This is a genomic window from Bacillus kexueae (assembly GCF_022809095.1).
GTDB lineage: Bacteria > Bacillota > Bacilli > Bacillales > Aeribacillaceae > Bacillus_BZ > Bacillus_BZ kexueae.
Window position 1 is genome coordinate 36,819 of sequence record NZ_JALAZE010000010.1, and the last position, 19,530, is coordinate 56,348.

Sequence of the window (19,530 nt, forward strand, 5' to 3'; positions counted from 1 at the left end):
AGGGGAAAGGTAATGGATACAATGTATTTGTTGAACAGTGTTTGGGTGATGATAGCTGCAGTACTTGTCATTTTGATGATTGGTGGATTTATTCTTCTCGAGACTGGATCTACAAGAATGAAAAACGCAGGGCATATTGCAGGGAAAACCATTTTAACTTTCAGCATCGGGTCGATTGTCTTTTGGGCATTAGGATATGGGTTGATTTTTGGTGAAGGGAACGCATTCGTTGGATTAACCGATTTCTTCTATGCAGGTGGCGAAACGGAAGGTTCAAGCTTATCAAACTCGGTCTTCTTCTTATTCCAACTTGCGTTCGCTTGCATCTCTTTAACCATTGCTTTTGGAGGATTTGCTGAACGTGCTAAACTTTCAAGTTATCTCATTTTCTCGGTCTTATTCTCAATTTGTGTATATCCTGTCATTGCACATTGGATTTGGGGTGGAGGTTGGTTAGCAGAACATGGTAAGCAAGATTTTGCCGGATCGACGGTCGTTCACTTAACAGGTGCGATGGCTGCCTTAGCTGCTACGCTTTTATTAAAACCTCGAATTGGTAAATACAATAAAGACGGTTCTGCAAATGATTTAGCTGGTCACAACCAAGTCTTCACTGCACTAAGCGTTTTACTCCTTTGGGTCGGGTGGTTCGGATTTAACGCAGGAAGTACGTTAGCTGTTGATGGTGCCTTTTTCGGCTACGTCGCATTAAACACTAACTTAGCTGCAGCGGCTGGTACGATTGCCGCGATGTTGATTTCATGGATCGTTATGGGGAAAGCTGATGTTCCAATGATGTTAAACGGAGCACTCGCAGGACTTGTTGCCATTACAGCATCTTGTGCGTTCGTCGATGTTTGGGCTAGTGTCGTCATCGGATTTGTCGCTGGTATTCTCGTCTTCTACAGCATTCGCTTCTTTGAAGCACGTCGTATTGATGATCCGATTTTTGCCCTTTCTGTTCACGGTACGGCTGGCGTATGGGGAACATTATCGACAGGTCTTTTCGCAACACCAGAGCTTGCATCAGTCGGAAAACCTGGATTATTTTACGGTGGCGGTTTTGAACAATTAGGCGTTCAAGCACTCGGCGTCCTGACAAGCGGATTATACGCCTTCATCGTCTCCTTTGTTCTACTCGCTGCGATGAAATTCGCATTAAACGGACTTCGCGTTACAGAGGAAGAAGAGGTCATTGGCCTTGATTTAAGTGAACACGGTAGTTACGGTTATCCAGAGATGGTAAAGGCTGAAGAACCGAACGAGGCACTTCCAAAATCGGTATAGGAGGGCCATCACGATGGACACCTATTCAAATATCAATGAACAAAGAGTAAACAATATAACGAATAACATGCATTCAAACCTCTCTTTAAATGCCTTTCACGATCAAATCATCACAGCGGTGGTTCAACTCGCAATTAAAAAAACAATACAAAAGAGGGGTCCCCTCCCCTCTTCTTTTTGTTTTTTCTTAATGGGGAGTGGAGGTCGAGCAGAACAAGGGGTGTGGAGTGACCAAGATCACGGCTTATTGTTTTCTTCTGAAGACAGCGAATACTTTTTAACACTTGGGGATGAAATATCAGATGGAATGGCGATTGCCGGATATCCATATTGCGAAGGACAGGTCATGGCCCGAAACAAAAGATGGTGCCAATCGACCAATCATTTCAAACAACAAATCACAAATTGGCTTGAAGAAGCCAGTTGGGAGTCATTGCGTCACTTTCTCACATTTTTAGACGCACGGGTATTAATCGGAGACCAAAACCTTTTAACAGACGTGAAACAACACGCGTACACCAAAGTCATCGAGTTTCAACTTCTTCCCCGATTGTTGGAGAACACGTTACACACGAAACGAAACACGAACCTGCTCGGTCAGATCATCGTGGAGTCGAAAGGTCCGCACACAGGGGCCATCAACGTAAAAGAAGCCGCCCTACTTCCAATGATTAATGCGGCGAGATTGTTAGCTGTTGAAAGCAATTGTTTGGCAACATCGACGCTCACTCGCTTACAAGGTGTACAGGAGACCATCCTCTCACCCAAAAAGCAATTTGAATACATGCAAACATTTGAGTCTTTGTTAGCGTTTCGCCTTTTACACGCCGATCATTCATCGTATGAAAATAGCCATTATATTCACATTTCACAGTTGCCACAGCATGAAGTTTTACGATTAAAGAAATTTTTAAAATCGGCTCATCAATTACATCTCTTCGTAAAAAAACGGTTAGGAAATAGGTGATTCAATGCCAAAAAATCCGATGTTTCAATTTCTCAAACAATTTTCTACTAGAATGAACACCCATATGTTCACGGGGCTTAAAAACGGCGTAGACCCGAACCAAATATCCTTTATACGACAACTACAAAAAGAGTTAAATGAAAGCAAATTACACACACCACTTAAACAACTTGAAGTCGTTGTCATCGACTTTGAAACGACGGGATTTCATCCAGACAACGGTGACGAAATATTATCCATTGGCGCCGTTCAAATGAATGGACCTTCCATCAGGGAAGAAGCGTACTATACAGTCGTTCATCCTACTTCCCCAGTTTCTGAAACGATTCTACAGCTCACCGGTCTAACAATCGAAGAGCTCCAAAATGCCCCATCTCTTTCAGAAGTGCTCCCGTCTTTCTATTCGTTTTGCAAAAGTCGTGTGTTCATCGCTCACCACGCCAAGCATGAAAAGCAGTTTTTGAAAAAAGCAAATCAAGACACGTTTAAAAAAACGCTGGAACATCAAATGTTGGATACGTCTTTTTTTATCCGAATCATCGACCCTTCATTAAGTGGTCAAACTCTCGAGACCTGTTGTCAAGCCTGCGAAGTCAACATATTAAAACGCCATCACGCGCTAGAAGACGCCAAAGCCACTGCAAAGGTCTGGCAGCATATTGTAAAAACGGCAGAGCAAATAGGATGCGAAACGTTAGAGGATTTATACAAAAGCGTGTAACTCCTCTCACTTCGGCTCCATTAAGTGACGAAGTGGACCAAATAAAAACTCCGTGACGATTGATGGACTTTTTAGCATTGGGTCAAAAAGCAACCATACGCCAACAAAAAGGGCAAAAGCCGTAATAACGCCGACTGTCCATTTTTCTTTTTTCTGTTTTTTGCTCAATCGATGGGTGCTACCGTAAAAAATGAGAATCGAAATAATCATCATCGATAGTGTGGCACCGATTTTCATATACACCTTTCATCACTCCTCTTTCACTTCTTCCTTCGGTACAGCTGTTGGTTGTTTCACCATTCCCTGTCTTCGGACATATACCTTAATGTCTTTTCTTACTTCCACTGTCGGAAAAATTTCTTCCCATTTATTTTTGTTTTTCTTCCACCATTTTGGATCTGCCCGAAGGACTGCATTTCCAAATCCGAGCGCGTCGGTCTGTTCTTCCTTTTGCAATTTTTGAATGGCTAAATCAATGTAATAGGCAATATCCTCTTCAGCTTTTTTCTCTAATTGCTTTACGATGGGCTCTTTTAATAAGCTCAGCTTTGATGCGTTTTGTAACACGTCATCTTCACTCCGAATATTTAAATAGACAACAGGGCGATTGTTTTCAATTTTAGCTTGCATATCCGTCTTCGCCCGTAAATGAATCATTGAGACAGGACCTTCATTTTCATCAGGTCTTACAGTGACCATCGCCTGCTTAATTTCATCCTGAATCCACATCAACCCTCTAGATTCTTCTTGCGATAGCTTTGCCTCCATCTTTCCACCAGAAAACACCGCCAATCCATTAAGGCGGTAGCCATGGTTCGGCAAGTTCGGTGTTAATTTAGATTGTTCCACCCAAGGCATGACTGTTATTTTTCCTTCTTGGCCAAATTCATTCATAAGCTCTTTAAGGGATACTCGCATACCGATGTCTAATTCGATTAGCTCTCGTAACATTTCCGCTCGACTCTGTTCTAACACCGGCTCGGTTTCAAACAACACGTTTGCCTTTCCTTTCGTAACAAACGTAAAAGTTCGTAACCTCGTTTCGGGATGGCGTACGAAAAAATCAATATGCTCTTCTAACCCTTCTTTTGCAACTTCCTCACCGAACAAAATAACGCGATTATGCCCCCAAAACACCTTTCGAGATAGTTTTACCTGCACTTTAGAAAGAGCATCCGCAACCGTCTCTCCTTCAGCAGATACTAGTATTTCAGATTGACTAGATGACTGCCCTCCCATATTTCCTTCAGACTCCGTACTCATGGATTGTCCACCTCCGCCGCCTGAAGTAACCATGAGGAGAAGGCTTAATAATACCGGTTCTTCTATTCCCTTATCGATTGTAGCCCCAACAATAATAGCCAAGTCATTCACTTCTTTTCGGTCCCAACAACCACTTACTAAAGCCGTACATAAGAGCACGATAAAAGCTCGTCGAATGATTTTACCCATGAATTGTAACACCCTTTTTCTTATCGAAAGCTTTTTTGATATAAGCAACGATGAGCAATAAAGTAGGAATAGCAATGTGAACTGAGATTAAATAATAAGGCGCAATTGTTCCCAAATAATGCGTAAAGGATGATATATTCGGCGTAGTCCACACAGACCATACAACACCTAAAAAAGCTAATGGAAACACCAGACTCTTATAATCAGATAACTTTAGCCACTGTGCCGTAGATAAAGCGGCAGCGTAAAAGAAAAAGGAAATTTTCATAAAAATGCTCGCAACCCAAATCATTGCAAAAACAGCTTCAATATGATCAATAAAGTCAGCTATATTAATAAACTTCGCAGCCGTTAAAACAGGATACATCAGTTTTGAAACGGATTCTCCAAACAAAAACAGACCGATAAAGTTAGACATTGCCATCGCAACTAGAACCGAGATGACGGAAATATTCCCCCATTTCTTCACATTTTCTTGATCTGTAACGAACGGTAGCAAAAAGGCAGCTAAAAAAAACTCTCCGAACCAACCGATAAAAGAAACTGACCCTTTAAACACTGGTCCAAAGCCTTTTTCTAATATCGGAAACATATTTTTTATTTCGAGTTCGGGTAGTAGAAAAACGAATACTCCAACAATAAAGAACACTATCGTAGGCATAAATACTTGCGTAGCTCGCGCAATCACCTCTATACCGCCATAGACCGCTAAAGCCGAGACAAATAACATGGAACCAGTAATAATATAAAGAGGGGTATTCGGCAAAAACCCCCCAATTATAAACTCAGCGTACTCTCTCACGACAATTCCCAAACTATCAATGTAATAGAACAATAAAAAGGCGGTAATTAACTTCCCAATCCCTTTCCCAAGAATAGCTTCTGCATATTCCATCACGGTTTGTTTCGGATACATTTTATGGAGTGTATTGGCTACCCAAAAGGCATAAAATCCTGCCAAACACGCAACAAAAGGTGTCATCCATAAGTCTCTCCCCGCATGAGTCCCACTAATGGCCGGTACAAACAAAATCCCTGTAGCAATGACGGTTGGGTGCAAAATCAGACCCATTTGAAGAGCGGATATTTTTCCTCTTTCCAGCATGGACATCCCTCCTTAATCTCGGTGACTGTTCGGGTTTTGCTTTCCTCCTTCAACGCGTTCTGGACGATATTGTCCAGTTAAATGTGGCCTTTTTCGCATACTCCACCATGGGGCTCGTATGAATGTATCCTTCAATTCAGACACTTTCAACGGAGCAATTGGAGCAAGGTATGGAACCCCAAATGAACGAAGGGAACTTAAATGAACAATGATTAATATGATTCCAAGCATAATCCCCACCAGCCCTAATGTCCCTGCAAGAATAATCATCGGAAACCGAAGCATCCGAAGGGAAATCGCTAATGAAAACCGTGGAATTGTAAACGAAGCAATACCTGTAATCGCAACAACCATGACCATCGGAGATGACACAAGTCCTGCTGAAACGGCCGCTTCCCCTACAACTAACGCACCCACGATACTAACCGCTGCCCCCGCCTGCTTCGGAAGCCGAAGTCCCGCTTCCCGCAGTGCTTCAAACGTAATTTCCATCAAAAGTGCCTCTACGAGTGCCGGGAACGGAAGCTGTTCCCTCGCTGCCGCAAACCTAAGAAGCAAATTGGTGGGCACCATTTCTTGATGAAACGTTAAGATTGCTACATAAAAAGAAGGTAGCAAGAGCGCAATCCCTAAGAAAAAATCGCGCATCGTGCGGATAAGAGAGCTCATCATCGAACGCTGATAGTAATCTTCAGGTGCTTGGATAAAAGAAAACAACGTAACGGGTAAGATGAGAACAAACGGTGAGCCGTCCACCAGAATAACAATGCGTCCTTCTAATAAATTCGCTGCCGCTACATCAGGACGTTCCGAATGTAAAATTTGCGGAAACGGCGAATACGTGTTGTCTTCTATGAATTCTTCAATATAGCCACTCTCAATGACGCCATCGATTTCAATTCGATTAAGGCGTGTCACGACTTCGTCGATTAAATCTTGGTCGACCAAATCATCAATATAAGCCATGACGACTTGCGTGTACGTGTAGCGACCAAGCACATACTTTTTCATTTTCAACTTTGGACTTTTTATTTTTCTTCGAATAAGTGATGTGTTTATCGGCAACGACTCGATAAACCCTTCCCTTGGTCCTCGAATAACAGACTCTGCAGGTGGATCCTCAATTGCACGCGTATCGTACTTAGGCAACTGTGCGACATACGCTTTCGTCAAACCGTTTATTAAAACGAGCGTATACCCATGTAAAATCCACTGCACACAATCATCGAGATAATCAACCTTTTCCACATCGCTGACGGATATTTTTTCATTAATCACCCGTTCTAGCTGATCCTCTTCTAAATTCGTTTCCTTCATTAAAGAAGCTAAAATGTGGTCATCGATTTTTTCCTTGTCCACTAAATTCTCAAAATAGACAATACATGCGGCTACATCCCCTCCAATAGAAAAAGAGCGAAACACGATATCTCCACAATCTTCAAATACATTCATCATAAACGTCACGTTATCATTTAAAGATTCCGAGAGGAGGTTTTTCGTATGCTTTGTGCCATTATGCGCGTTTTTCGTTTGCTGATTCTTTTTTTGTTTTTCATCTCTCCATTTCAATCAAAACCCCTACCTATTCGAACGATTTTGTTCTTTGTAGGTAGGATGACCTGAATTTGGGATTTTATCCTTTGATTTATGATTTTGGAAATCTTGTTCATAAACAAGAAAAGCGAAAAGCGCAAGTCCTTAGGTGAAGGGCGCTGGAGGACCTGCGAGGAGGCGCCCGTCGCCACAGCAGGGCCGAAGCAACCCGAGCTGATGGCGCTTGGAGCTAGACACCAAAAAAACTGTAAAGAGAACACTTTAACACTTTATTGAACTTAATCTTTCTGTAACAACAAGAAAAGTAGAGTGAGACGAAACATGCTCCCCTTTGGTATGATTTGAAGGAGTAAATTAAATTCGGAAGGTGAGAACATGATTCGCTTTGCAACAATTGGGACAAGCCGCATAACTGAACTTTTCCTTGAAAGTGCTAAACGAATTCCAGACTTTTCATTAACAGCGGTATACTCTCGAAGTGAGGAGAAGGCAAAACCATTTGCCTCTAAACACGGTGCCACTTATACCTTTACAACCATTGAAGAACTAGGCGCATGTGAGGAAGTGGATGCGGTTTACATCGCAAGCCCAAATGCTTTTCATGCCGAGCAAGCAATCGCATTAATGAACAGCGGTAAACATATATTGGTCGAAAAGCCGATGGCTTCAAACGCTATGGAAGTAAAAGCGATGATTGACGCAGCAAAGAAAAATGGTGTCGTCTTAATGGAAGCCATGAAATCAACGGTCATGCCTAATTTCGTTGAGCTTCAAAATCACTTGCATAAAATCGGCAAAATTAGACGCTATTTTGCATCCTATTGTCAATATTCATCGCGTTATGACAAATATAAAGAAGGTATTGTCTTAAACGCATTTAAACCGGAACTTTCAAATGGTTCCTTGATGGACATTGGTGTCTACTGCATTTATCCAATGGTTGTCTTATTCGGAAAGCCGCTATCGGTTCAAGCTTCCAGCATAAAGCTGGAATCCGGTGTTGACGGAGAAGGCGTGATTACATGTCAATACGAAGATATGGATGCGGTCATTATGTATTCCAAAATTACAAATTCCTACATACCTTCAGAAATTCAAGGAGAAGAAGGAAGCCTTATTATCGACCAGATTCATACACCTACTCACATTGAAGTTCGGTATCGGGACAATCGAACGGAAACAATATCGTCTCCACCCGAGCATCCAACGATGTACTACGAGACGAAAGAGTTTATTGACATCATTCAATCGGGTAAGCATCAATCCACGAACAACTCCCTCCACCATTCTCTCGTAACGATGGAGATTATGGATGAGGTCCGAAAACAGACTGGAATTGTGTTTCCGGCGGATAAAAAATAATATTAAAAGAGCAGCTTGTACGAGAGCTGCTCTTTTTCAGATTTACCATGAAACGCCCATGTTTGTACACCTTTCGCCCAACTTCATTCGTTTATCGCCCAAGGGGACACGCGCTCCGCCCAAGGTTCCCGACGTTACACCCAAATGTGCACGCTCCTCGCCCATATTCACCGCTTTTCCGCCCAACTTTCTCTTAATTCGCCCAAACATATGAAAAACACCCGACCAACGTCGGGTGCTTCCATCTTTAATTAACCTTTTAACGCTTCTGTTAAAGCAGGTACGATTTGTTTTTTACGAGATACAACGCCTTTTAGAAGGGCTTTGTTTGCTTCTAAACTTACGTTGAATGCTTTTTCAACAGCCGCTGCTTGTCCACCAAGTGCTACAGCTGTTGAGTCGCTATTTAAGATGTCTGTAACAACAAGTAGGAATAGGTCTAATCCTTTTTCGTTGATTGTGTTTGTCATGACTTCTGTTAATTCTGCTTCACGCGCAAGTACGTCGTTTACGTCCACTGCGTTCACTTGTGCAACTTCTACTTTTGCATCGCCCATTTGGAATTCTTTCGCATCAAGAGAGATTAGTTCTGCTGGTGTTTTGTCACTTAAGTCTGCTCCAGCTTTAAGCATGTTTAAGCCGTATGTTTCAAGCTCGACACCTGCGATTTCGGCTAATTCTTTCGCTGCTTGTACATCTTCTTCTGTGCATGTTGGCGATTTGAATAGTAAAGAGTCAGAGATGATCGCAGATAGCATAAGACCTGCGATTTCTTTTTCAATTGCCACACCGTTTTCTTTGTACATTTTGTTTAAGATTGTTGCTGTACAACCAACAGGCTCCGCACGGTAATAAAGTGGGTCTGCTGTTTGGAAGTTGGCGATACGATGGTGGTCAATAACTTCCATAATGCGTACTTTTTCAATGTCGTCCGCACTTTGTTGGAATTCGTTATGGTCAACTAAGATGACTTCGTTTGTCTCTTTTGACACTTCTTGTACAAGACGAGGTGCTTCCATATTGAAGTAGTCAAGCGCATATTGCGTTTCTTTGTTCACTTCACCTAAGCGAATCGGCTCGACTGTTTTCCCTAGCTTCGTTTTTAAATCTGCGTATACGATTGCGGAACAGATTGAATCAGTATCTGGGTTTTTATGACCAAAAATAAGTGTTTTAGACATACTGGCACTCCTTTATAGACATTGTTTTTGTATGTTTATCGTACTACTATTGCTTGAAGCTTTCAATATCAGAAATACTGTTACCAAAAAGGAAATCTTCTACTTTTGAGCATCTACCTTTACCTTAACGTACTACTGTTTGTCACTAGTAACTCTTTCCTTTTGTAACAATTCTACTTTCTTTTCGAGTTTCGCATTTTCTGTCTTTAATTTACTATTTTCAACTTTTAATTCTTTAATTTGCTGTTCCAACTCAGTTATGTCTTTCTGTTCCTTCTCAGACGTTTCACCTGAGCACCCAGACAGAACTAATGCTGTAGATAGTCCGATTATTGTAAAAATCTTCTTCATAATATCACCTTTCTCACATTTAAAATAGGAAATAACCCTCTTGTCATACAAGAGGGTTATTTTATTTTTAAGCTTCCTTTCTTCTTTGTAGGAAGAATAACACTGCTCCAGTTACCATCAATAACACTCCAACTAAGAGCCAGTTATAATTTGAGGTTGCAGTGTTTGGTAAAGCACCTTCTACATGACTTGGTTCTATTGTAGTACTTGTTAACTCTGATTGAGTGGATTCAAAGACCGTATAAATGCTAAAGTGATCAGTTTCAGCAGTCACTTTTCCATCTTTGTAAGTCCCACCGATTACTTCCCAAACTTTTTTGTCTTCGTTCCAGTAGTAAACTTTTACATTGTCAGGATTGTTTACTCTTTCGGTGTCCACATCAAAAACAAGAGTCACCGGTTGACTAAATTGACTGATCTTCTGTTTACCCTGATAAATCGTAAAGTCATATACCGGACTTAACGCTTCTTTAATGTCCTCTAGCTTTTCAATTGAAATTTCCACATCGACTGATGTGTTTTCAAAAATATTTGCTGGTACTTTTAGTTCAATTCCCTTACTGTAAATGACAATCGTACCGTTTTTCTCTTTCAGTTCTTTTAACTGCTCAGAAGAAACCTTCGCTTGTTTTTTCGTGCTTGTTACAGCGATCGCCTCAATTTGCATGAAATCTGATGAAGAATAAATTTCTTTTGTAGACGAAGACCCCTTTGAACCTCCATCTTCAACAGAAGAAGATGTTTTATTAGTTTGGTTTGCTTCTTTTTCGTCCTCAGATGTTGGTGAATCTTTTTGATCCTCACTCACCGGCTGTTTAGACTCTGAAGATTGTTGATTGTCTTGATCCTTAGAAGTTTCTTCTTCAGTACTTGATTGATCAGTACCTTGATCTTCTGAAGATTGTTCGGAACCACCATCATTATCCTCTGTTTTTTCTTGTTGTTCCATAGTCGTAAAGAATGATTGTACATTTTCTCCAAGAACTTTTCCATCGTAATCTTCCAAGGTAGCATCGACAACAATTTGGTATTCGGTGTTTGGCTCAAGTGCTTCCGATGCTGTCCACTTCACAACTTTAGCAAGCTCCTTTGTCGGATCTTCTTCAAAGTATCCTGGTTTACCAGGGGTTTCTTGATACCCTTTGAAGATTTCTTCAAATGACAAGTTTCCACTTACAACCGAACCATCACTTGCCTTGACTACACGAATACCGTTTTGTAAGTGCTCAACATTCATTAGTCGGTCAAATTCAACCTTTACTGTTGGATGTAATGATGTATCCTTCATGCCATCAGCTGGCGTAATCGCATATACTGATGGATTAGATGTACGAACTAACGGTACATTTAGCTGAGTTTCTGCTGGCGGAACCGTTACAGTTCGGCTAATATACGTTTCGTAACCGTCTTTGCTAAAGACAACTCGCCAATCTCCTTGGATAACATCCCATCCGTAACGACCTTCTTCGTCTGTTATTTGCGGGTTCACTTGTCCATAGAAGTCAGCATTCCATTGTTTCCATCTTCCATCTTGTTGATATTCCTCTACAACCGCCGTTACCCCTTCTAAACGATTATCCATGCTACCCTCAAATACGTAGCCAGAAGGGTCAATAAGGACAATCACTTCCATTAACGGCAATCTTACTTCATGGCCATCTTTAACAAACCCAATCTCCATTAATTGTTCACCATATGAACTCCATGTTCCTGGAATTTGGGCAATGTATTCTTCGCCTTCTTTAGTGAGCTCGTATTTTTCACCTAAGAAGTAGACAGCTCCTTCATCAATTCCTTGATCAAACGCTACTTTGACATCAATTGGTGTATACTCCACAATGGCAAATGTAGCTAAACCTGTATACGGATTTAACTTGACGTCTCCATTCCATCCAGCTGTAACCGTTACATCTGTTAATGTCGGAATAGAAGGTTCATAAGAGATGGTGACAGGCTGAGAAACGACCGTTTCTGAACCACTCACAACCTTCGCGACTAAGTCATGCGAACTTTCTTGACCAGACTGAACTGGCAACGTAACATCCGCATACCACCAACGACCGTTCACTTTCGTTTCCGCTAAAAGCTTTTCTCCATCGAAGACTTTAACTGTTGAACCAGCTTTGGCCGTTCCATAAACTTTAACATCAGCCTTCGCTGTTGTCGCAGGAGCTTGTAAAGTGACAAATAATACATTAGTAGGTGCAGAGTATGTTTTCTCTTCACCATTCGCTTTAATTGTTGCTGAAGCTACGATTGTTTCTTGATTATACGTATCGCTAATTTGCGCTTTAAACGTAATTTTCCCTTTTGCTCCTGCTTCTACATTAGGAATAATTACTTTACCATCCTTGACCGTTGCTTTTTGACCATTCAATAAAGCAGATTCTTCAATGATTGAAACACCTGCTGGGAAGTTAAATGACACTTCAACATCTTCCGCTTGCACTGTTCCATTGTTCTGGTATTTGAACGAGTATTCTAACTGCTTTCCTGGTACAGCCGTCTGTGATGAAGTTGCAAAGCTGTTTCCATCTCCCTCAAAGCTGCTAGAACCTTTTTGTTCTAAAATAATATTTAACAACTCATCAGATGGAGCAACACTCTCTAATGTTGATGAAGGAAGGTTGTACCCTTCTGTCTTTAATGTGTAAGTTCCGTTTTGAACATTTCGGATTTTAAAGTATCCATTCGCATCTGTGCGTGCCCAATAAGAACTCCACGTATTGTTATCAGTGTATAAATAAACATAAACATTAGACTGAGGATTTCCATCTTTCGTCACATATCCGTGAACGTACTTTTCACGCTCTAACTCAATTGTACCAACACTTGTTACCCCATCTCCAAAGGCATCTGCAGAAATCGTTGTAACGTACGGCTTGTAACCTGGCATTGATACTTCAAGAGTTAAATCTTCTTCGTACAAGCCTCCAACATGTAATTCGCCACCTGAAATATAACCATAAGAATAAGACTGGTTACCGTATACAAAGTAATTAGCACCTTCAACATTTAGATTATCTTCTGTCGTGACGCTACCAATAATTAACGCTCCCGTTTCCATAGTAACCGTAATCTCATTTTCTTCAGCATTGAAGGAGATTTGATCTTCAAATATTTTATATCCAGGTGCATTAATGTATAAATTCCATTCGTCTGCTACGACAACTTCTTCAAACTCATATTCACCGTTATCATTTGTTACTTGCCATAAATGTTTGAATCCATTTTGGTAACCAAACGTTTCCTGTACGATTGGGCTGTATAACGAAATGTACTCGACAGAAGTAATCGGGTTACCTTTTTCATTTTGTACTTTTATGGTTAAAGGTGTTGTAATTTTTTCTGTTTCTTCCACTTGGATGATAATTGGATTTGCTACATAATCTTGATCTTTATCAAGGTTAATCTCAAAAATTGTGTCCTCGTACTGGTTCTGTCCATGAACAATCACTTCATAAGAACCGACTGGTAGCTCAAAAGTAGTCGATGGACTATACCAACCTCTAAATAACCCTTGGTCATTTGTATAACCAAACATATACCAGTCTTCGTTCCGTTCATCAGTACCTGTTACCGAGAACTCGAATCCTCTTAAAGTGTTATGTTCACCATTTACAGCTTGAAACTGAACTTTAACTAATTCCTCTTGTGGACGCTCTGTCTTTGCAAAATTGTACGCCCAATATTGATTACCGTGTACGTCAATGACAGCTGCTTCTAATTCATATTCAGTGTCTGGTTCTAAATCTTGATACGTAAAAGTGAGCTCGGATGCATTTCCAGTTCCTACTTTCTCTCCATTTAGATAAAATTCAATCTCTTTGATTTCATCGGTTGGGAGGGAAGTATACCATTCAACTTGAATAGAATGTTCTGTTACATCTAGTACACTTAAATATGCTTCTTCAACTTCGAACCCTTCATATTCTACATAAACACCGTTTCCTTCTAGTTGACGAACTATTTCATGAGACGCTTCACTTAATTCTACGCCCCATAAATAAAGTTCACTTAAGTTTGGTAATGAACCTACAACCTCTAGATTTTCGATGTCATTATAAGATAACCACAATACTTCAAGTCCAGTTAGATTTCCTAAAACAGAAATGTCTCGGATTCGGTTACTCTCTAAATCTAAATACGTTAAGTTTGTTAAGTCCATTAATTGTTCGATGCTTTCAATTTCATTTTCCCACAACGTTAGCGATTTTAATGAAGTCAGACCTGCAATTGGCGTGATGTCTTTGATGCTGTTATGGGATACAAATAACTCCTCTAAATTTACCGCGTATTCTAAACCTGATAAATTTTGAATCCCTTGGTCACTTGCATATAAAACCTTCAACTGTTTCATGTCTTCCGTTGTAAGGTCACGGTCATGAATCCATAAGCTGTTACGGATAACTTCTTCCAGTTTTTCATCCGCAAATTCAACAACCTCTCCAACTTGCTCAACGGCTGGAATGGTTATAACAATTGGCTCAGATACATAATCCACATTCTCTACAATGTCAATCTCTAAAAGTAAGTCTTCTCCAGCAAATGGGTTATAAACGATTACTTCGTATTGACCATAAGGTAACTTAAGAACATTATTGATATCGCTTCCGCTTTCATCGTAGAAGTCACCGAATTCATCTACAAAGCCATATTTATAAATGTGCTGATTCGTCTCATTTAGTCCTTCAATGGAAAATCCAGTACTTACAATTGAATCTCCGTTTTCATGTTCGAGTACAAGACGAACGTCAGCCACATTTTCTAGTGTAGGATTCGTATTCACTTCAATGCTTCCCCAATGTGCATTGCCATCTTTCTCAACGATAAGAATACCAATTTCATACTTTGTGTTTGGCTGCAGTTTTTCCAGCGTATAGATGAACTCGTCAATATTGATTTCACCTTGTTTTTCGTTGTTTACGTACAGCTCTATTCTCTCAATATCTTGCTCTGGTACCGTAGTCATCCATTCAAATGTAACAGACTCTTCTGTTACATCAACAATTCCCATATATGTCTCAATCGAATCAAACCCATTGTACTCAACATAAATACCTTTTTCTATCAATTGTTCTATTAACTGACTTGTTTCTTCACTTAACGGAATATCCCATACATAAAGATCAGTTAAGTTTGATAGAGACATTAAGACTTGGAGATCATAGATTTCATTTCCAGATAACCATAGAATTTCAAGATTTGAAAGGTTTTCTAAAACAGAAATGTCTTCAAAACGATTTTCATCTAAATCTAAATAGACTAGATTCTTTAAATTTTCCAGTGGCTTAAGGTCTTGAATCTGATTGTTCCATAAACTTAGCCAAGTAAGAGATGTTAACCCAGCAATCGGTGTAATGTCTACGATGTTGTTATTAGATAAATCAAGGTCTTGTAAATTTACTGCATGTTCTAATCCTGTTAAGTCTTCAATTCCGTAACCTTGTGCATTTAGGTAGTTTAACCCTTTTAAATCTTCAGTTGTAAGGTCACGATTAAAAATATTTAGCTCTTCGCGAATCGCATATTCTAAATTGGCATCTGTAAATTGAACAAATTCTTCTTGAACGGTTGTCCAATTAGCACCTGCCCAATATGCATTACCGAAGATATCAATAATTGCCACTGCGAATTCATAACTATTATTCGACTCTACCCCTTCAAACGTATATGTATATTGAGTAGGGGATAAGGTTGTTAAATGGTTTAGCCCTTCATAAACTTCTACTCTATCAATTTCATCAACAGGTACACTAGTAGACCACTCTAAGGTGATTGATTCATCTAAAGCTTCTACAACTTCTAAAGATGCTTCAGAAACGAATCCATTAAATTCTACGTATACACCTTTATCAGTTAGTTGTTGAATATATTCAAATGCCCCTTCATTCAACATCGTATTATTCAAATATAGAGCTTGTAAATTCTGTAGGGACATTAATGGCTCAATATCTTGAACGAGCGTACCACTTAAAAGTAAAGACTGTAAGTTAGATAAACCGGTAAGTGGAGAAAGATCCGCTACTTCATTTCCATCTAGATCTAAAACCCTTAAATTGGTTAAACCCTGTAGCGCATCTACATTAGCAATTTGATTATCCCATAAGACTAAGTACTCTAATCCAGTTAGATTTTCTAAAGGCTTTAGGTCTTGAATTTGATTCTGACTTAAGAATAAGTCTCTGATATTTGTTAGTCCTGATAACGCATCAATTTCAAAAAGATGATTTGAGCTTAAATCTAAGAAAGTTAGGTTTACTAGATTACTTAATGGGGTAATATCCTTTATATCATTGCCCCATAGAGCAAGTGATTCTAGCAATGATAATGATTGAAGAGGAGAAAGGTCTTCAATTTGATTAAAACTTAAATCTAAATCTTTCAAATTAACAGCCTTTTCAAGACCTGTTAAATCAGAAATGTTCATATCCTGTGCGTACAAATAAGTAAGCTTCTCAAGGTCACTTACATAAATCTCACGGTCGATTGCTAGATGATCTTTAATTGCTAATTCTAAATTCGCATCCGGGAAATGCACAACTTCTCCGCTCGGACTTTGAGTTGTTTTGAACGAAATGCTCGTTTCAGATTTAACAGAAAGGTCATCATTTATTGCTTGAATCTCAACCTCATAGTTTGTTGAAGGCGTTAACCCTGAAAGAACAAACAATTCTGCTGATTGGACAATATCATCCCACTCTTGTCCATTCACAAGGAACTTAAATGGTGGTTGATCATATGAATTTGTGTAAACAAATAACTCTACGGCTTCATTTGAGAGTTGATAAATGTCCACAAAAATTTCATCTTCAGTGAATTCATCATGAATAGCTCCGATGGTATGTAAATCATAGGAGTCTACCGCAAGCAACTCTCCAAATTCATTAAGTGCCTCTACTGTAACAAAGTAATATGTAGAAGGCTCAAGATTCGTTAATTCATACCTATAGTGATTCGTTGTATCTAAAAATTCACCATCTACATAGATTGCAAACTCTACTGGAGTTTCTTCTCCTTCGTATTCCCACATTATCGCAGTAGTTGTATCACCAATATACTCTTCCATTACCCATAAAGCGTCATAGCTATCAGACGGTGGATTCTCTTGATTTTCAACTTCTTCAGTTACGGTATACAACGTCTCTTGATATAACTCGTTACCAACTTGATCCACTACTTTAAAAGTGATGTCATATTGCGTCCCAGGTGTAAGGCCTTCAATAAGATACTGAAAGACATCTGAATCCAATTGCGCATAAAGGTCACCATTTACATACAACTCATAATAAATGGTATCAACCGAATTAAATTCATACCATGCAACTTCTACAACCTCTTCAGTCGTAAATACAATAGTTGCTCCGCTGTAATTTTCATAAGAAAGATCTTCTTGTGACTGCTCTGAAGAAGTATTTTCATTAAAGCTAGTAGTCGTAATATCCTTAACCCCAATTGTTGTTGCTTGTTCGTTATACCAGCCAATGACTTCATATGTATATGCTGTATTCGGTTCAATGTTTGAATCTGTATAAGAATATGTTGCAGAATAATAGCTTCCTTCATCATTTATTTCAGAAATAATTTCTGGTTGTACTTCAAATATTTCGCCGTTTCTATTTACTTCAAACCGTTCAAACGGTGGATAACCGAATGACTCGAAGTTCCAAGTTAGCACAACTTCTTGACCAACTTGCTCTAAATCATATAGCTCATAATACATGGAGGCTTGAACTGATTTTGCTCCACTAATAGGGCTTAAAAACGTTAGTAACATTGTCAATATTACTGTAATATTAAGCCATTTAACCCTATTCATTACTTTTTCTCCTTTCTATAACATTATTACCACAAATATTATACATAATTTCTAGTAAGTTGGTATTACTCTTGTTAAAAATTCACAAATTCTTTTCACAATTTTTAAATTGGCTAAAGGAATTAATTAAGTGAATTCACATCCATTTATCTATTCGTTTATTTGAACACTATTAAAATTAACAAAATAGTCCAATGGTCTAGTTTTATTTTACCAATATAATACGATACTCCCCCTAAATTCATCTTACTTTCCCTTCAAGCAACCATTCCAATTACATTAAAAATTACAGGTTAATGGTTAAAAATGAACATGATTACCTCATTTTATTATGTAATAGGAGAAAAGGTTGAGAGACTAAATTATAATAAAATAATAATTAAATTTTACTATTTATTCCATAAGTTCCATATGTTACACTCTACCCTGTAAAAACCATTTATTGGTTTTTCAAAACCCAATCAAAACCGTATAAGGGAGGAATTTACTATGAAAAAGAAATTAATCACATTAGCAGTAGGAGCCGCAGTTATGGCTTCATCATTTAACGTTTATGCTAGCACAAGTTGGAAAAGCTATAGCACTACGGTTGGAAAGTATAACGGAAGTGGTTATACTGGGTATGATCACGTAAAGTCTTCTAGTGGAGCAAATGGTCAAGTCAAGTCATCATCTGTAGGTGGAGATTATGTAGTAGATGTTAGAATGCAAGATGCACAGGGCAACTCTGGAGATTGGGCTAGAAATTTAGGAGACAATGAAACACTTACACTTGACGGACATAAAAATCACATAAAAGGCGATAGCATGAGACTCCACTTCTCAAATGATTGGAATACACCTGTAAATGTTCAAGTAAGTGGAACATGGAGAAGTGACATAAATTAATATTAATAAGTGCCTTGTAACATAAATTTATTGTTACAAGGCTCTTTAATTAAAGCGATAAGGATGTGACCGAGCACATGACAAATCTATTAAAACTAGAGTTTCAAAAATTAAAATATCCTTATTTAATTAGTTTAATGATCGCCATTCTTTATAGCGGGCTCATTATTATTCCTTTTCAATCCGGCTACCTCTATTCATACAATATTGAGGTTTGGGAGGAATCAGGGGAATTGTTTACGATGCTTTTTCCTTTGTTCGCTGTCGTCCCTACTTGCTGGTTAATGTATTATGAGCGAAAGAATGGCTTCTTAAACTACACGGTAACGAGAGTTTCAAAGAAGAAGTATGTTATGACTAAATGGCTCGTTTCCTCTTTAGGTGGGTCATTGATTGTTTTTATCGTATCTATCACGGGATTAATTTTATGTCTATATGTTATACCAGATGTAACACCACAAGGTACGGACCATGCTCTTAATAAGTTTGCAGGTGATTATTTTGTTCATCACCCATTGCTGTATGGACTGATTCTCAGTTTATGGAGAATGGTTATTGCCTTTTTTATCGCCACATTGGGATTTGTTCTTTCACTATATATCAATAACATTTTTATCGTGTTAACAGGGCCTTTTGTGTATTCCATTGTAGAAAATTTCATTCTTGCTATTTTAGGTGTTCCTTATTTTCGATTAGTTACATCTTTTGATCCTAGTTCTTTACAGGCAAGTGCCATTACCGTTCAGCGCTTACTTGTTGGACCGCTTCTTTTAGTTCTTTTTATTAGCGGGCTTTTTTGGTATTTTCATTTCTTCAAAAAAGAAACTATATTCAGTAGATAGT

Annotated in this window: 13 protein-coding genes; 6 read left to right on the forward strand and 7 right to left on the reverse strand. The window is 39.0% G+C overall.

Annotation, left to right across the window (positions count from 1 at the left end):
* The first annotated feature begins 12 nt into the window (after positions 1–12).
* Genes ML543_RS14495 through ML543_RS14505 form a run of 3 tightly spaced genes read left to right on the forward strand, consistent with a single transcriptional unit; the run spans position 13 to position 2,975 of the window.
* A complete protein-coding gene (locus ML543_RS14495; RefSeq protein WP_243388149.1) occupies positions 13–1,287 on the forward strand; it encodes an ammonium transporter in 1,275 nt (424 codons plus the stop codon).
* A 13-nt stretch (positions 1,288–1,300) separates the two neighbouring features.
* Positions 1,301–2,254: a DUF294 nucleotidyltransferase-like domain-containing protein gene (locus tag ML543_RS14500; protein ID WP_243388150.1), complete on the forward strand. Its 954-nt coding sequence runs from the start codon at positions 1,301–1,303 to the stop codon at positions 2,252–2,254.
* Between the two features lie 4 nt (positions 2,255–2,258).
* Positions 2,259–2,975, forward strand: a complete 717-nt coding sequence (locus tag ML543_RS14505) for an exonuclease domain-containing protein (protein ID WP_243388151.1) — start codon at positions 2,259–2,261, stop codon at positions 2,973–2,975.
* 6 nt (positions 2,976–2,981) lie between these two features.
* On the opposite strand, the gene ML543_RS14510 is transcribed toward ML543_RS14505, so the two are convergent.
* The 4 genes from ML543_RS14510 to ML543_RS14525 are packed head-to-tail and all read right to left on the reverse strand — an operon-like array spanning position 2,982 to position 7,101.
* Positions 2,982–3,218, reverse strand: a complete 237-nt coding sequence (locus ML543_RS14510) for a hypothetical protein (RefSeq protein WP_243388152.1) — start codon at positions 3,216–3,218, stop codon at positions 2,982–2,984.
* A 6-nt stretch (positions 3,219–3,224) separates the two neighbouring features.
* Positions 3,225–4,427, reverse strand: coding sequence for a Ger(x)C family spore germination protein (locus tag ML543_RS14515; RefSeq protein ID WP_243388153.1), 1,203 nt, complete (start codon positions 4,425–4,427; stop codon positions 3,225–3,227).
* Complete coding sequence (locus tag ML543_RS14520) at positions 4,420–5,532, reverse strand: GerAB/ArcD/ProY family transporter (protein ID WP_243388154.1); 1,113 nt, start codon at positions 5,530–5,532, stop codon at positions 4,420–4,422. The genes ML543_RS14515 and ML543_RS14520 overlap by 8 nt, the downstream gene beginning before the upstream one ends.
* Positions 5,533–5,544: 12 nt before the next feature.
* A complete protein-coding gene (locus tag ML543_RS14525) occupies positions 5,545–7,101 on the reverse strand; it encodes a spore germination protein (RefSeq protein WP_243388155.1) in 1,557 nt (518 codons plus the stop codon).
* A gap of 360 nt (positions 7,102–7,461) precedes the next feature.
* On the opposite strand from ML543_RS14525, the gene ML543_RS14530 reads away from it, so the two are divergent.
* The gene (locus tag ML543_RS14530) at positions 7,462–8,448 is read left to right on the forward strand and encodes a Gfo/Idh/MocA family protein (protein WP_243388156.1); all 987 of its coding nucleotides are present in this window, start codon (positions 7,462–7,464) and stop codon (positions 8,446–8,448) included.
* A gap of 251 nt (positions 8,449–8,699) precedes the next feature.
* Here ML543_RS14530 and ML543_RS14535 read toward each other — a convergent pair whose 3' ends face one another.
* The 3 genes from ML543_RS14535 to ML543_RS14545 all read right to left on the reverse strand — a co-directional run bounded on the left by ML543_RS14535 (position 8,700) and on the right by ML543_RS14545 (position 17,799).
* On the reverse strand, positions 8,700–9,629 hold the full coding sequence (locus ML543_RS14535) for a manganese-dependent inorganic pyrophosphatase (protein WP_243388157.1): 930 nt from the start codon (positions 9,627–9,629) through the stop codon (positions 8,700–8,702).
* A gap of 132 nt (positions 9,630–9,761) precedes the next feature.
* On the reverse strand, positions 9,762–9,980 hold the full coding sequence (locus ML543_RS14540) for an FtsB family cell division protein (RefSeq protein ID WP_243388158.1): 219 nt from the start codon (positions 9,978–9,980) through the stop codon (positions 9,762–9,764).
* A gap of 67 nt (positions 9,981–10,047) precedes the next feature.
* Entirely contained in the window at positions 10,048–17,799 is a 7,752-nt protein-coding gene (locus ML543_RS14545; protein ID WP_243388159.1) for a leucine-rich repeat domain-containing protein, read from the reverse strand.
* Between the two features lie 489 nt (positions 17,800–18,288).
* Between ML543_RS14545 and ML543_RS14550 the strand changes: the two genes are divergently transcribed.
* Both ML543_RS14550 and ML543_RS14555 read left to right on the forward strand, forming a co-directional pair.
* A complete protein-coding gene (locus ML543_RS14550; protein WP_243388160.1) occupies positions 18,289–18,687 on the forward strand; it encodes a hypothetical protein in 399 nt (132 codons plus the stop codon).
* A 77-nt stretch (positions 18,688–18,764) separates the two neighbouring features.
* Positions 18,765–19,529 carry a hypothetical protein gene (locus tag ML543_RS14555; protein ID WP_243388161.1) on the forward strand — a complete coding sequence of 255 codons (765 nt, stop codon included), beginning with the start codon at positions 18,765–18,767 and terminating at the stop codon, positions 19,527–19,529.
* Position 19,530 lies beyond the last annotated feature (1 nt).

Excerpts from the sequence above, each read along its gene's own strand:
- ML543_RS14495 (WP_243388149.1), top strand. The coding sequence starts at position 13 with ATGGATACAATGTATTTGTTGAACAGTGTTTGGGTGATGATAGCTGCA.
- ML543_RS14500 (WP_243388150.1), top strand. The coding sequence starts at position 1,301 with ATGGACACCTATTCAAATATCAATGAACAAAGAGTAAACAATATAACG.
- ML543_RS14505 (WP_243388151.1), top strand. The coding sequence starts at position 2,259 with ATGCCAAAAAATCCGATGTTTCAATTTCTCAAACAATTTTCTACTAGA.
- ML543_RS14515 (WP_243388153.1), bottom strand. The coding sequence starts at position 4,427 with ATGGGTAAAATCATTCGACGAGCTTTTATCGTGCTCTTATGTACGGCT.
- ML543_RS14520 (WP_243388154.1), bottom strand. The coding sequence starts at position 5,532 with ATGCTGGAAAGAGGAAAAATATCCGCTCTTCAAATGGGTCTGATTTTG.
- ML543_RS14530 (WP_243388156.1), top strand. The coding sequence starts at position 7,462 with ATGATTCGCTTTGCAACAATTGGGACAAGCCGCATAACTGAACTTTTC.
- ML543_RS14535 (WP_243388157.1), bottom strand. The coding sequence starts at position 9,629 with ATGTCTAAAACACTTATTTTTGGTCATAAAAACCCAGATACTGATTCA.
- ML543_RS14540 (WP_243388158.1), bottom strand. The coding sequence starts at position 9,980 with ATGAAGAAGATTTTTACAATAATCGGACTATCTACAGCATTAGTTCTG.
- ML543_RS14545 (WP_243388159.1), bottom strand. The coding sequence starts at position 17,799 with ATGAATAGGGTTAAATGGCTTAATATTACAGTAATATTGACAATGTTA.
- ML543_RS14550 (WP_243388160.1), top strand. The coding sequence starts at position 18,289 with ATGAAAAAGAAATTAATCACATTAGCAGTAGGAGCCGCAGTTATGGCT.
- ML543_RS14555 (WP_243388161.1), top strand. The coding sequence starts at position 18,765 with ATGACAAATCTATTAAAACTAGAGTTTCAAAAATTAAAATATCCTTAT.